Source organism: Embleya sp. NPDC020630 (genome assembly GCF_044334985.1).
GTDB lineage: Bacteria > Actinomycetota > Actinomycetes > Streptomycetales > Streptomycetaceae > Embleya.
The window spans coordinates 297,461-311,255 of record NZ_JBIRUB010000009.1; the positions used below are offsets into that span (position 1 = coordinate 297,461).

General features: G+C 71.9%; 14 protein-coding genes. 8 read left to right on the plus strand and 6 right to left on the minus strand.

Features of this window, described 5'->3' with window-relative positions; genetic code table 11:
• The first annotated feature begins 58 nt into the window (after nucleotides 1–58).
• The 4 genes from ACH4XV_RS29285 to ACH4XV_RS29300 are packed head-to-tail and all read left to right on the plus strand — an operon-like array spanning nucleotide 59 to nucleotide 3,727.
• Nucleotides 59–1,009, plus strand: coding sequence for an ABC transporter permease (locus tag ACH4XV_RS29285; RefSeq protein ID WP_395794902.1), 951 nt, complete (start codon nucleotides 59–61; stop codon nucleotides 1,007–1,009).
• Nucleotides 1,006–1,881: an ABC transporter permease gene (locus ACH4XV_RS29290; protein WP_395794904.1), complete on the plus strand. Its 876-nt coding sequence runs from the start codon at nucleotides 1,006–1,008 to the stop codon at nucleotides 1,879–1,881. The genes ACH4XV_RS29285 and ACH4XV_RS29290 overlap by 4 nt, the downstream gene beginning before the upstream one ends.
• A gap of 2 nt (nucleotides 1,882–1,883) precedes the next feature.
• A complete protein-coding gene (locus ACH4XV_RS29295; protein WP_395794906.1) occupies nucleotides 1,884–2,909 on the plus strand; it encodes an ABC transporter ATP-binding protein in 1,026 nt (341 codons plus the stop codon).
• The gene (locus ACH4XV_RS29300; protein WP_395794908.1) at nucleotides 2,906–3,727 is read left to right on the plus strand and encodes an ABC transporter ATP-binding protein; all 822 of its coding nucleotides are present in this window, start codon (nucleotides 2,906–2,908) and stop codon (nucleotides 3,725–3,727) included. Before ACH4XV_RS29295 ends, ACH4XV_RS29300 begins: the two co-directional genes overlap by 4 nt.
• Nucleotides 3,728–3,747: 20 nt before the next feature.
• Here ACH4XV_RS29300 and ACH4XV_RS29305 read toward each other — a convergent pair whose 3' ends face one another.
• On the minus strand, nucleotides 3,748–4,428 hold the full coding sequence (locus ACH4XV_RS29305) for a TetR/AcrR family transcriptional regulator (protein WP_395794910.1): 681 nt from the start codon (nucleotides 4,426–4,428) through the stop codon (nucleotides 3,748–3,750).
• A 469-nt stretch (nucleotides 4,429–4,897) separates the two neighbouring features.
• On the opposite strand from ACH4XV_RS29305, the gene ACH4XV_RS29310 reads away from it, so the two are divergent.
• Both ACH4XV_RS29310 and ACH4XV_RS29315 read left to right on the plus strand, forming a co-directional pair.
• Complete coding sequence (locus ACH4XV_RS29310; RefSeq protein WP_395794912.1) at nucleotides 4,898–5,914, plus strand: ArsR/SmtB family transcription factor; 1,017 nt, start codon at nucleotides 4,898–4,900, stop codon at nucleotides 5,912–5,914.
• A 179-nt stretch (nucleotides 5,915–6,093) separates the two neighbouring features.
• The gene (locus ACH4XV_RS29315) at nucleotides 6,094–6,987 is read left to right on the plus strand and encodes a hypothetical protein (RefSeq protein ID WP_395795077.1); all 894 of its coding nucleotides are present in this window, start codon (nucleotides 6,094–6,096) and stop codon (nucleotides 6,985–6,987) included.
• Nucleotides 6,988–7,068: 81 nt separating this feature from the next.
• On the opposite strand, the gene ACH4XV_RS29320 is transcribed toward ACH4XV_RS29315, so the two are convergent.
• Entirely contained in the window at nucleotides 7,069–7,518 is a 450-nt protein-coding gene (locus ACH4XV_RS29320) for a nuclear transport factor 2 family protein (protein ID WP_380006166.1), read from the minus strand.
• A 131-nt stretch (nucleotides 7,519–7,649) separates the two neighbouring features.
• Between ACH4XV_RS29320 and ACH4XV_RS29325 the strand changes: the two genes are divergently transcribed.
• Entirely contained in the window at nucleotides 7,650–8,192 is a 543-nt protein-coding gene (locus ACH4XV_RS29325) for a MarR family winged helix-turn-helix transcriptional regulator (protein ID WP_395794914.1), read from the plus strand.
• Nucleotides 8,193–8,380: 188 nt separating this feature from the next.
• On the opposite strand, the gene ACH4XV_RS29330 is transcribed toward ACH4XV_RS29325, so the two are convergent.
• From ACH4XV_RS29330 to ACH4XV_RS29345, 4 genes are all read right to left on the minus strand, one after another.
• The gene (locus ACH4XV_RS29330; RefSeq protein WP_395795079.1) at nucleotides 8,381–9,859 is read right to left on the minus strand and encodes a GntP family permease; all 1,479 of its coding nucleotides are present in this window, start codon (nucleotides 9,857–9,859) and stop codon (nucleotides 8,381–8,383) included.
• Between the two features lie 119 nt (nucleotides 9,860–9,978).
• Complete coding sequence (locus tag ACH4XV_RS29335; RefSeq protein WP_395794916.1) at nucleotides 9,979–10,398, minus strand: RidA family protein; 420 nt, start codon at nucleotides 10,396–10,398, stop codon at nucleotides 9,979–9,981.
• A gap of 58 nt (nucleotides 10,399–10,456) precedes the next feature.
• The gene (locus tag ACH4XV_RS29340) at nucleotides 10,457–11,212 is read right to left on the minus strand and encodes an IclR family transcriptional regulator (protein WP_395794918.1); all 756 of its coding nucleotides are present in this window, start codon (nucleotides 11,210–11,212) and stop codon (nucleotides 10,457–10,459) included.
• A complete protein-coding gene (locus ACH4XV_RS29345; protein ID WP_395794920.1) occupies nucleotides 11,209–12,318 on the minus strand; it encodes a sugar kinase in 1,110 nt (369 codons plus the stop codon). The genes ACH4XV_RS29340 and ACH4XV_RS29345 overlap by 4 nt, the downstream gene beginning before the upstream one ends.
• A gap of 181 nt (nucleotides 12,319–12,499) precedes the next feature.
• Between ACH4XV_RS29345 and ACH4XV_RS29350 the strand changes: the two genes are divergently transcribed.
• The gene (locus ACH4XV_RS29350) at nucleotides 12,500–13,789 is read left to right on the plus strand and encodes an amino acid deaminase (protein ID WP_395794922.1); all 1,290 of its coding nucleotides are present in this window, start codon (nucleotides 12,500–12,502) and stop codon (nucleotides 13,787–13,789) included.
• Nucleotides 13,790–13,795: the final 6 nt, after the last annotated feature.

Consider the following 13,795-nt stretch of genomic DNA (forward strand, 5'->3'; position numbering starts at 1 on the left):
CCGCGCCGGCCCCACCGGCGCGCCCCGGCCCGTTCCCCCGCCCCCGGAGGTGTCTCCCATGCCCGCCCGCGCCCTGCGCATCACCCTTGGGCTGCTCGTCACCCTGCTCGCCGCGTCCTTCGTGATCTTCGGCGCTATCTACGCCGCCCCCGGCGACCCGGCCGCGTTCCTGGTCGGCGGCCAGGAGGACGCGACGCCGGAGAAGCTGGCCGCCGTCCGAGCCGCCTACCACCTCGACGACCCGCTGTGGGTGCAGTACGGGGACTGGATCGGCGGCGTCCTGCACGGCGACCTCGGCCGCTCGATGCAGTACCACGACCAGGTCGCGGACCTGGTGTCCTCGCGCGTGCCCACCACGCTGTTCCTCGTCTCCTACTCCGCCGTGCTGTTCGTGGTGGCCGGCGTCGCCCTCGGCGTGGTGTCCGCGGTGCGCGGCGGGCGGGTCGACGCGATCGTCGTCGCGGTCACCACGCTGCTCGCGTCGATTCCCAAGTTCGTCAAGGCGCTGGCCCTGGTCGCCTTCCTGGGCGTGCAGTTGGGCTGGTTCCCGGTCACCGGCGCCGGCGAGGGCTTCGGCGACCGCCTCTACCATCTGACCCTGCCCGCGCTCTCCCTGGCCCTGGGCGAACTGGCCGTGGTCAGCCGGGTGACCCGGCAGAGCATGCTGGAGCAGTACGCCCAGGACCACGTCGCCGTGGCCCGCGCGGCGGGACTGTCCGAGTTCAAGGTGATCCGCCGACACGTGCTGCGCAACGCGCTCGCGCCGGTGGTGACCATGTGCGGCCTGATCACCGCGAGCCTGTTCGCGGGCACCGTGGTCGTGGAGACCGCGTTCGGGATCAGCGGCATGGGCTCGCTCCTCGTCCAGGCGATCAATACGCACGACTTCCCGGTGACCCAGGCCGTGCTGCTGCTCATGGTGCTCGCGTACATGCTCGTCACCACGCTCGTCGACCTCGTCCACCCGCTGATCGACCCGCGGGTGCGCCTCGAAGGAAGCGCCGCATGACCCTCCTCCAAGCCGCCGTGCCGTCGGTCGCCACGGCATCCCCCGAGCCGGCCAAGCCCAAGCGGACCTGGCCGATCCCGTTCCGGATCGCGGCCGGATTCCTGCTGCTGACCGCGGCGTTGGCGATCCTGGCGCCGCTGGTGGCGCCGTACGAACCCGACGCGATCGACCTGAACGCCTCACTCGCGCTGCCCGACGGCGCGCACGTGCTGGGCACCGACCAGTCTGGGCGCGACCTGCTCTCGCGGGTGCTGCACGGGGCCGGCCCGAGCCTGGTGGCGCCGCTGGCGCTGCTCGCGCTCGCGTCGGTGATCGGCATCGCGCTGGGAACGCTGGCCGCCTGGCACGGCGGTTGGGTGGACGCGTTCGTCTCGCGCGTCACGGACGTGATGTTCGCTTTCCCCGGGCTGTTGTTCGTCATCCTGATCGTGTCGGTGTTCGGCGACGGGCTGACCACGGCGGTGATCGCGCTCGCGCTGGCCTACTCGCCGGTGGTGGCCAAGTACACCCGCAGCATCGCGCTCGCGGAGCGGGCCAAGCCCTACATCGACGCCTACCGGGTGCAGGGTATGGGCGGATTCGCGATCTGCGCCCGGCGGCTCGTGCCCAACCTGGCGCCGTCGCTGATCGGCTACCTGGTGCTGATGTTCGGCCAGGTGTTGATGGGCATGGCCACGCTCAGCTACCTGGGTTTCGGTGCCCAGCCGCCCAGTTCGGAATGGGGGCTGATGGTCAAGGAGGGGCAGGCCGCGCTGGTCCAGGGCGCGCTGTGGCCGGCCCTGGTACCCGGCGCCGCGATCGCCCTGGTCGTGGTGGCCTTCAATGTCGTCGGCGTGCGGATCTCCGACCGCCTGGGGGTGAGGGAACGATGACGATGGTCGACAAGACGAACGCGGTCGTCGAGAACCGGCACCACGATCGCCTGCTGGACATCGAGGACCTGACGGTCGAACTGCCCGGCGTCGGCGCGCGCCGCCCGGTGCTCGACGCGGTGCGTCTGCGGGTGGGTCGCGGCGAAGTGGTGGGCCTGGTCGGCGAGTCCGGCTCGGGCAAGTCCACCGCCGCCAAGGCCGTGTTGCGGATGTTGCCGCGCGACGCGCGGATCCGCGGCCGGGTGGGCGTGGCCGGGTGCGACGTACTCACCCTGAACACCGGCGACCTGCGCGAACTGCGGGCCCGCCGGGTGGCGATGGTGCACCAGGATCCCCGCTCCTCGCTCAATCCGGTGCGCCGGATCGGCGACTTCCTGACCGAGCGGCTGATCCACACCCTGGGCCGGCCGAAGGCGCAGGCGTACGCCGAGGCGCTGCGGCTGCTCGAAGCGGTGGGCATCGTGCGACCGGCCGAGCGGTTGCGGCAGTTCCCGCACGAGTTGTCCGGCGGGATGCTCCAGCGGGTGGTGATCGCGGCGGCGCTCGCGGGCGACCCCGAACTGCTGCTCGCGGACGAGGCGACCAGCGCGCTGGACGTGACGACCCAGGCCGAGATCCTGGCCATCCTGCGCGAACACCGCGCCCGGCGCGGCCTGGGCCTGCTGTTCATCACGCACGACCTGCACCTGGCCGCGGCCTACTGCGACCGGGTGTACGTGATGTACGCCGGACGGGTCGTGGAGGAGCGCACGGCCGAGCAGCTGTTCGCGGATCCTCGCCACCCGTACACGGCCGGACTCCTCGCCTGCACACCGGAGTTGGGCGATCCGCGCCCGATCCGGCCGATCCCCGGCCGGCCGCCGTCGCTGGACGACGCCTTCCCCGGCTGCCCGTTCGTCGCGCGCTGCCCGGCGGCACAGGGCGCGTGCGAGACCTGGCGGCCGGTCGCCCGCGAACTCGACGGCGGCGGCAGCGTGATGTGCCGCCGCACCGACCTGGACCACCCCGTGGAGATGGTGCGCGCATGACCACGCCGGCTTTGGAAGTACACGGCCTGTGCCGCGAGTTCGCGCTGCCGGGCCGACGCGGCGGCCGGACGGTCGCGGCCGACGACATCTCCTTCACCGTGCCGCCGGGCGGCTCGCTCGGCCTGGTCGGCGAGTCCGGCTCGGGCAAGACCACGATCGCGCGCATGCTGGTGGGCCTGGTCCGCCCGGACGCGGGCACCATCGCGGTGGACGGACATGAGCGCGCGCCACGCGTACGGGGCGCTGCGGAGCGGCTGCGTCGGGCCCGGGAGATCCAGATGGTCTTCCAGGACCCGTACGTGTCGCTCGACCCCCGGCTCACCGCCGCGCAGTGCGTGGCGGGCGTACTGCGGCTGCACGGCGAGGCGGACCGCGACAAGCGGGTGCGCGAACTGCTCGACCAGGTCGGGCTGGGCACGCGCGAGGCCGACGCGCGTCCGCATCGGCTCAGCGGCGGACAGCGGCAACGGCTGTCCATCGCCCGGGCATTGGCGGCCCGCCCGCGCGTCCTGGTGCTCGACGAGGCGGTTTCCGCGCTGGATGTGTCGATCCAGGCGCAGATCCTGCACCTGCTCACCGAGTTGCGCACGGAGACGAACGTCGCGCTGGTGTTCGTCAGCCACGACCTCGCCGTGGTGCAGCAGGTCACCGACGACCTGCTGGTGCTCTATCGCGGTGTGGCGGTCGAACAGGGCCGCACCTCCGACATCCTGACCGACCCGCAACACGCCTACACTCGGCTGCTGGTCGGCTCCGCACCGCGCCCCGGCTGGGACCCGGCCTCGGTCGGCGCACTGCGCGCGGAACTCGCCGAGTGAGACACGCGGTCGCCGGCGCGTCAGTTCGAGAGGCGGGCCTCGATGCCGTCGAGGATGAAGTCGAGGCCGGTCCGGAAGGTCTCGTCGGGGACCGGGTGCGGGCCGTCGCGGACGACCGATTCCAGTGCCGGGTATCGGCCGGTCGCGAAGACGCGTTCCAGATAGGGCCCGAAGGCGGCCTGCCACTGCCGCTTGTCCATCCCGGTGGCCCGCTCGGCGCGCCACTCGGTGACCTCCCGGCGCACCGCGCCGATCACGTACGCGTCGACCGCGTCGACGGCCGGCACGACGATGTCCAGGTCGATGTCGCCCATCGCGGCCAGCACGGCCTCCCCCCTGGCCAGCGCGTGCGGCCCGAGCCGGGGGCGTCCACCGATCAGATCGGCGAACCACTCGTGCCGGTGGGCGGCATGCCGGGTGGTCTCGGCCAGGGAGTGCAGCACCTCGCGCCAACCGTCTCCGACCGGCCGAATCTCCGCGTGAACCGCATCGACCATCAGGTCGAGCAACTCCTCCTTGGTGGCGATGTAGCCATACAGCCGCATCGGCCCGACGCCCAGCACGGCGGCCACCTTGCGCAGCGACACCGCCTCCAGGCCGTCCACATCCGCCAGCCCGATCGCCGCACCCACAATCCGCTCCCGACTCAACGGCGCCGGCACCGGCCGACTCGGCGGCTCCTCCCGCTCCCACACCAACATGCCGCCGACGATACATCGCGACGTGTGCGGCCGGAGGTGGGCGGACATCCGCCTACCTCCGGCCGGGGGCGAGTCTGGTGGAAGGCCCGGCCCTCCCCGTTGGGCGGGGTGTGATCCGGGTGTGGGGCCGCTTGGGGTTGGGCGGCGTGTTCGTTCGGCCTGTGCTTCCGCCCCGTGTCGGATCTTCGGCCGATTTCGTCGCCTGTACCCATGTGGCTTCGCACCCGGAGTCCTCCACTCCGGCTCGCCTTGCTCGGGCGGGCGGACGACGTTGTCCGTTCGCCTCGTGTCCGAAGCCTGGTCGATTCGGCGTCGTCTGAAAACGCCTTTCAGGCTGGGCTGAAACCCGCTGGTCGGAGCGCCGTCGAGGACGCACACTGTCGTGGTCCTCCCGATGAGGTGCGCACCGAACGGGAGGCTGCATACAGCGCGTCTCGGACGAATCGCCCCCGACCCTCGGAGTGCACGAGTGCTGCGGATCCACTTCACCGCGGAGGACCTGGCCCGGACCCGACTGGCCACGACGGTCGGTGCGGCCGCCGAGACCTACCACAGCCTGGAACTGCTGCACGGCCCGCGCAGACCGCTGCCCTTCCGGGCCTGGCGCGCCGAGGTGGCCGCGCGACTGGAGGCGGCGCCCGGTCCGCTCACCGCGCTGATGCCCGTCCGCGGCCCAGGCCTGGACCTGCGCACGCTGGTCGGCGACTCGCCCTCGCTCGACGAGGGCATCGAGAACCTGCTCGCGGTACCCGGCGCGCGATTACGCGCGGAACTGGCGGACCTGACCTTCGATCCCGCCCACTCGACCTGGGTGCGCGACTTTCTGGACGGCGCCCTCGAACCGCGCCGCGAGTTCGCCGAGGCGCTGCGGGCCGCCCATACCGTGACGGTCGCGCCCTTCCACGAGCGGGTGCGCTCGCATCTGGAGGCCGCCCGCAGCCGCTACACCCGCTCCTTGCTCGACGGCGGCGTCGAGGGGCTGTTGGCCGGGTTGTACGTGCCGTACATCCGGTGGAATCCGCCGGTCCTGGAGATCCGGCGGCGCAAGGACCACGACATCGTGCTCGGCGGCCGGGGCCTGGTGATCGCACCGACGCTCTTCGTCTGGAGGGAATCGGCGGTGCTCTGGGACGTCCAGGACGAGACCGCGCCGTACGTGCTGGCCGTACCCACCGTGCGCGACCTCCAGGACGGCGCCGCGCTGTGGCAGCCCGGTACGGGCGACGACCGCGCGCTCGGCGCCCTCCTGGGGCAGACCAGGGCCGCCGCGCTGACCGTGATCAACGAAGGTTGTACGACCACGGAGTTGGCCCGTCGGCTGAACGTCTCGCCGGCGTCCGCGAGCCAACACGCGACCGTGCTGCGCAACGCCCGGCTGATCACCACGACCCGTCGCGGCGGCGCGGTCCTGCACTCGCTGACCTCACTGGGCCTGGAACTCCTCGGCGACAGCCCGCCGCGCGCCCGCCACCCGGCGCGGACCTGACCGCACCCGACCCCACGACGCAACCCGACCGCTCACGTCGGCGGCGGTGCCTCGATCAGGGCGATCGATACCCGACCCGTCGTCGCCATCGTCGCACGCCCGGGATTGCGCGGCGGGCGCGGGCGGGAAGGCTGCCGGTGACCGGTAGTCGTCGTCGTGTCGGGAAGGAATCGCCCGTGATGCGCAGGGGTTCGGGTACGAGCGCCCAAAAGGGTCATCCGTTCGGTCGTCGGCCCACCGGCGGTTGGGCCGACACGGTGTGGGACTGGTCGAAGTCCGGTACCCGCGACGCCGCCCGGAACCGGCTGTTACGCCGACTCCCCGGCGTCGGCCCGGCGACCGCGTACCGGTTCGGCCTGGTGGAGCGGCCCCACTACGCCTACGGCGTGCGCCGGGCCACCGAATCGGCCGCGCGCCTGGGGCATCGGGGCGTGACGGTGGTGGAGTTCGGGGTCGCCGGCGGCAACGGCCTGCTGACTCTGGCCGAACACGCCCGCCACTACGCCGCCGCCACCGGCGTGGCGGTGCGTGTGGTCGGCTTCGACGGCGGGGTGGGCATGCCGCCGGCCAAGGACCCCCGCGACCTGCCCTACCTGTTCGGCCCGGGTTTCTACGCCATGGACCACGCCCGACTACGCGCCCGCCTGGGCGAGACCGAACTGGTGATCGGCGACCTCGACCGCACGCTCCCCGACTACCTGGACACCCACACCCGCGAACTCCGGGAGAACCCGGTCGGGTTCGTCGCATTGGACCTGGACCACTACACCTCGACGACCACCGCACTCGAACTCTTCCGCAGGCCCGACCACGGCCACCTGCTGCCCAGGGTCACCTGCTACCTCGACGATCTCCCGGGCACCGTCGAGCAGATCGGCGAGGCCGCCGCGATCGCCGACTTCAACGCCGCCCACCCGACCCGACCGATCGGCCGCGTCCTGGGACTGCGCGCGTTCACCCCGTTCGACCCGCCGTGGGCCGACCAGATCTACGCCCACCACCGCCTGGACCACCCCGACTACCCGACCCTGGAAGCGGGCGCGACCGGCAGCCAACTCCCCCTCACCGGCTGACCGCACACCCGCACCGGGGTCAGGGGCTACGAACGACCGAACCCCACCGGACGCGCCCGGCGCCGCCACGTCCTTTGGGCGCTACGCCGTCTCGGCTGCCGAGTCGTCGCCGATGATCGAGTCGACGGTGATCCAGTCCGGCGGCATCGTGGACGGCGTCTTCCAGAAGATGTCGAGCTTGCGGATCAGCCCGTCGTCGTTCAGCTCCAGGTAGTTGGCGAAGCGCATCGCGAGCGGCTCCTCGCCGGCGGCGTACGTGATGGTCTCCACGGCCTCGTTGAACGCGTAGCGGCCGTCGTCGCTGAGGAATGTGAAGCGCGACCGCAGCTCGTGGGCCCGGGTGCGGCCGATCACACCGGACACGAACGCGATGTACGCGTCCTTGCCCCGGCAGGTGTCCTCTTCGTTGTCGCGCATGCCGATGCGGACGAAATCGTCGGCGAGAGTGGACGCGACGAGGTCCCAGTCGTGGCTGTCGACGCCCTTCCAGAAGTTCGCGACGGTCTTCGCCCGCTGTTCGCGGTCGCTCATGACGGCGGGTTCCTTTCGCTGGATTGCCCGGCCCTGCACCGAACCACAGTTGCGACACTGACGCAACCATCTTGCTAAAGTGGACCCCGCCGGGCCGCCCGGCACCAGACGACGCGACCGGGAAGCCCCAGATGACCGACGCCACCCCCCAGCTCGACCCGCACCCCCGACTCAGCGAGGCCGCCATAGGCGGCGACTCGCCGCACGGTGCCTGGCTGCGCTCGGTCATCCCGCCCCTGCGCGACCTGGTGCGCGTATCCCGCGACGACCGTCTCGTCGAACGGGTGGGACGCGAGGCCGGCGTACGGGTCCCCACCCACCTGGTGCTCGCCCTGACCCGCATCGGCGACTTCCAGCCGGTACGCCTGTCCGACCTCGCCGATCGGATGGAGGTCGGGCGCACCACCCTCAGCCGCCAGGTCGCCGAACTCGTCGCCGCCGGATTCGTGCGGCGCACCCCCGACCCCGACGACGCCCGCGCCGCCGCCCTCGAACTCACCGACCACGGCGAGGAGACGCTGCGCCGGATCTGGGCGGCCTGGAGCGACGTCATCGCCGAAGTCACCCGAGACTGGCCCGAATCCGACCGCGAGGCCCTCCCCGTACTGCTGGGCCGCCTCACCTCGGGACTGCAAGGCCTGACCGAGAACGGACCGAAGTCCCCGACCCGGTAACGGCGGTCGGGCAACGATCACCCCGAAGGCCCTCTCGCCGCCGGCCGAGCAGGTGCCGGGTGGCCGACCGGCCCACCGACCGCCGGCCGCCGGTGCCCCCTTCGGTCACCGCCGTGCGCGAGCCGTCGACGGTAAAGGCCGCCTTCCCGTTTCCGGGAAGACGGCCTTCGGCCCGCCTACGTGCGGCGCTAGATCACCAGGCTCAGCAACGCCGCGACCGCGAAGCCCGCCACCGACAGCACGGTTTCGAGAACCGTCCAGGACTTGAGGGTGTCGCGCTCGGAGATGCCGAAGTACTTGGCGACCATCCAGAACCCGCCGTCGTTGACGTGGGAGGCGAAGATCGAGCCCGCGGAGATCGCCATGATGATCAGGGCGAGGTGGGCCTGCGACATGTCCTGGCCCTCGACCAGGGGCACGACGATGCCCGAGGTGGCGACGATGGCGACGGTCGCCGAACCCTGGGCGACGCGCAGGACCACGGAGATCAGCCACGCGAGGACGATGACCGGGAGGCCGACGTTGTCGAAGGTCGTCGCGAGCGCGTTCGCGATACCCGACGCCTTGAGGACCGCGCCGAAGACCCCGCCCGCGCCCACGACCAGCAGGATGTTGCCGACGGGCTTGAGCGAGGCGGTCGACACCGTTTCGAGCGACTTGCGGGACCAGCCCCGGCGGATGCCGAGCAGGTAGTACGCGAGGATCAGCGCGATCGTCAGGGCGACGAAGGGGTTCCCGAAGAACTCGATGACCGAACGCACGGTCGACGGGTCGAAGGCGATGGAGGAGAACGTCGCGCCCAGGATCAGGATGAGCGGCGTGCCGATGATGGCGAGAACCGTACCGAGCGCGACGGGCTTCTCCGGCGGCTCGATGCCCGAGGCGGCCTGCTCGGCGGCGACGGCGGCCTTCGCCTCCGCGGCGGCCTCGACCATGTCGTGCGGGACGTCGACGAAGATGCGCTTGCCGATCCACGCCGCGTACGCCCAGGCGGCCAGCACGGCCGGGATGCCCACGACGACGCCCATGAGGATGACCCAGCCGAGCGAGACGTCGAACAGCCCCGCCGCGGCCACGGGTCCGGGGTGCGGCGGCAGGAACGCGTGGGTCATCGACAAACCGGCGAGCAGCGGCATCGCGTACAACAGGATCGACTTGCCGGAGCGCTTGGCGGCGGCGTAGACGATCGGCGCCAGTACGAAGATGCCGACGTCGAAGAAGACCGGGACGCCGAAGATGAGGCCGGTCAGACCCATGGCGAGCGGCGCGCGCTTTTCGCCGAAGAGGTTCAGCAGGCGGGTGCTCAGCACCTCCGCGCCGCCGGACACCTCGAGGATCGCGCCGAGCATCGTGCCCAGGCCGATGATGATCGCCACATGGCCGAGAATGCCGCCCATGCCGGACTCGATGACCGAGACGGCGGCGGACTTTTGGACGGTGCCGAAGAGTTCGGTGACGGACAGCCCCGCGCCGAGGCCGACGGCTATGGAGACCGCGAGCAGCGCGACGAACGGCTGGAGCCTGACCTTGATGATCAGGTAGAGAAGGAGCGCGATGCCGAGCGTCGCGACGGTCAGCAGAGCGGCCGTGCCGTCGAACAGGAGCAGTAGACCGCCGGTGTGCGGTGGGGACTTCGGGGGCGGCGTCGAAGCCGGCAGCGTGGACAGCACGGAGGGGACCTCATGGATTCCGGGCGTGTGGGGCAGGGGGGACCGCGGCACGGCGCCATGGGGGAGGAGGGCGCCGTGCCGAGGGGGACAGCCGGGAACGATCGGGGCAAGGGGGCTCAGCCGAGAACGGCGAGCGCGTCGATCTCGATGAGCAGACCCGCGGGGAGGCCGACGTAGACGGTGGTGCGGGCGGAGGCGGGCGCGGTCAGGCCCTGCTCCTCGAAGTACGCGTTGTAGATCTCGTTCATCTCGGCGAAGTGGCCGGTGTCGGTCAGGTAGACGCGCATCATCATCACGTCGTCCCAGCTCGCGCCGCCCTCCTCCAGGATCGCCTTGACGTTGGCGAAGGTCTGGAGGGTCTGCTCGCGCAGGGTCGGACCGGCGGGGGTGGGCGCCTGGCCCTCGACGGCCGGGAGGAACCCGACCTGGCCGGCGACCTGGAGGATGTTGCCCTTGCGCACGCCGTGGGAGAACTTGGCGGGCGGCGCGGTGTGGCCGGCGGGGGTGATCGCGATCTTTTCGAGCTTGTCGGTCATGAGCGTGCCTTCTTGGTCGGGGCGGTGATCGGGCGCTGATCGCGCGGTCGTCGAGCGGTCATCGCGGGGGGTGGGCGGTGCCCGAGTACTCCCGCGTGATGGCGTCGGCGGTGCGGCGTACCAGCGGGAGCAGGCTCAGGAGTTCCTCGGCGGTGACGACGACATTCGGCGCGGAGACCGACATGGCGGCGACGACCAGACCGTCCGCACCGCGGACGGGGGCCGCGATGCAGTTGATGGACTCCTCGTGGCCACCGAGGTCGGTGGCCCAGCCCTGTTCGCGGACGGTCGCCAGTTCCCTGAGGAACGCGGCGGCGTTCGGTATCGAACGGGACGTGTACATGGGGTAGTCGAGCCGCTCGGCGAGGGCGCGCCGCTCGGGCTCGGGCAGGTCGCCCAGGAGCAGCTTGGCGACGGCGGCGACGGTGATCGCGACCGGCTTGCCGACGCGCGAGTACATCCGCACCGGGTAGCGGCTCTCGACCTTGTCGATGTAGAGGACCTCGTTCTCCTCGTACACCGCGAGGTGGACGGTGTGCCCGCACTGCTCGTTGAGCGCGACCAGGTGCGGGTGCGCGATCTCGCGGACGTCGAGGTTCTCGACGGCCTCCTGGGCGAGCGCGAACAGGCGTGCGCCGAGGCGGTAGCGCTGGTCCTGCTGGCGGTAGACGAGACCGTGCTCGTGCAGGGTGCGGAGCAGGCGCAGCGCGGTGGACTTGTGCACGCCGAGGCGCTCGGCGACCTGTCCGAGGTCCGCGGGCCCCTGGGCCAGCAGCGGCAGGATGCTCAGCGCTCGGTCGACGGTCTGGCTCATGGCGTACATACCTCCCGGTCCGCCCCGATGGCGCTGGCCTCGGTCCAGCCGGGGCCGAGACGCAGTCTGCCCCAGGCCTCGTCGTCCAGGGCCGCGAGGCGATCGGCGACGGCGCGCGGCGGGGGGACGGCGAGGTCGCCCGCGACGGTGAGGGCGGCGGCGGCCATGAGGTGGCCGTGGCGGATGCGCCGGCGTACCGGCAGGCCGCGCAGGGTCGCGGACAGGAACCCGGCCGCGAAGGCGTCGCCCGCGCCGACGGGAGCGGCGATGTCGACGGTGAGGGCCGGGACGAACACCGCCGGCCCGTGGTCGGTGAAGACGGTGGCGCCCGCGCCGCCCTGCTTGACGACGACGATGCCCGGCTCGGGGAGCGCGGCCCGAATCGCGTTCGCGCCGCGGATGTTCCACGCGGCCTCGGCCTCGTCCTCGCCGACGAAGACCAGGTCGGCGCCGCGCGCCAGGTCGAGCAGGACGGTGGGGTCGGCCGCCACGCTCCGGCGCTCGTCCCACAGGTTCACGCGGTAGTTGACGTCGAAGGACACGAGGGGCCGACCGGGCCGGCGGTGGGTCGCCTCGCCCAGGAGCGCGAGGCAGTCGTCGGAGAGGGCGGCGGTGATGCCCGAGACGTGCAGGATGCGGCCCGACCACAGGTCCCGGTCGGGGACGACGCGGGGCGACATGGCGGAGGCCGCGGAGCCGGCGCGGTAGTAGAGGACTTCCGCGACGGGTTCGACATCCGTGGCGACCGCGACTGCTGCGAGGGCAGCGTCGGTCCCGGCCCGGTCGCCGTCCCCGACGGCCCGTTCGCCCGCGGTGCGGAAGTAGATGCCGGTCGGGCGGAGCCGGTCGCGCTGCACGGCCGACGTGTCGACCCCGTATGCCGCGACCGCCTCTACGAGGTGGTCGCCGAAGCCGTCGGTGCCGACCCGGCTGAGCCAGCGCGTACGGTGCCCGGCCGCGGCCAGCGCGCACGCGACGTTGGACTCGGCGCCGCCTATGCCACGTTCGAAGGACGGAACGTCGGCGAGGCGACCGGAGCGTGTGGGCACGAACGTGACCATGGACTCGCCGAGGCAGACGACGTCGACGGTTGCTGATGCGGTCACGCTCACGATCGCTCGGGCTCCTGGTTCATCGGATGATCGAAGATCATCGGCGGTCGCATCCGCCTCGTCGACGGTCGCGCGACGCCGACCATTGACCCGGCGTTGGCTCGGATGTTAGACAGCACCGAGCGATATACGCAATGGCCGTTGCACAGGATGCAACGATACTCCGGAGGTATCCATGGCTGTCGACAACGCCGTCGGACGGCTCGCCAGGCTCGCGGACGAGCGTGTCGACCACCGTTTCAAGGGCCTGCCGCCGGACGCCGAGGGCCTGAGCGTCGGCGAACTGGCCGCCGAGCGGCGCAACCTGTTCACCGGCGGCTTCACCACGCCGGTCCTGGCGCTGTCCGCCGAATCCGTCGAGCACAACCTCGCCCTGATGGAGACGTACGCACAACGGCACGGCTTGGCGTTCGCCCCGCACGGCAAGACGTCGATGGCCCCGCAGCTGTTCGCCCGCCAACTCGAACACGGCGCGTGGGGCATCACCGTGGCCGTCCCGCACCAGGCCCGGGTCGCCCGCGCGTTCGGCGTCCCGCGCGTCTTCCTCGCCAACGAGCTGGTCGACGCGGCGGCGCTGCGCTGGGTGGCCGCCGAACTCGACGCCGATCCGGACTTCCGATTCCTGTGCTATGTCGACTCCGTGCGCGGCGTCGCGTTGATGGACGCCGCACTGCGCGCCGCCGGGGCCCGCCGCCCGGTCGACGTGGTCGTCGAACTCGCGGCGGGCGAGGGCGCCCGCACCGGAGCCCGGACCGAGAGCGAGTGCGCCGAGATCGCCGACGCGGTCGCCGCCTCGCCGGTCCTGCGCCTGGTCGGCGTCGCCGGCTACGAGGGCGAGGTGCCGCGGGCCGACGGCGACCGGGTGCGTGCGTGGCTGCGCCGACTGACCTCCCTGGTCGCCGAGTTCGACAAGCGGGGCCGCTTCGAACGACTCGACGAGATCGTGCTCAGCGCGGGCGGCAGCGCCTGGTTCGACGCGGTGGCCGACGTCTTCGCCGAGCTTCCCGCGCTGTCGCGTCCGGTCCTGAAACTGCTGCGCTCCGGGGCGTACGTCTCGCACGACGACGGCCACTATCGCCACCTCACGCCGTTCAACCGGGTCCCCGACGAGGGCGCCCTCCAGCCGGCCTTCCGGCTGTGGGCCCAGGTCGTCTCCCGCCCGTCCGCGACGCAGGCGTTCGTCAACGCCGGCAAACGCGACGCCGCGTACGACCTCGACCTGCCCGAAGCACAGGTGGTGCGCTCCGCGCGCGACGGCTCGACGCGCCCCGCCACCGGCATCACCGTCACCGGCCTCTCCGACCAGCACGGCTGGATCACCACCGACGCGGGCGCCGCGTTGGAGGTGGGCGACTGGCTCGGCATGGGCCTGTCGCACCCGTGTACGTCCTTCGACAAATGGCAGCTGATCCCGTTGGTCACCGCCGACGGCACCGTGACCGACTACATCCACACCCTGTTCTAGGAGCCG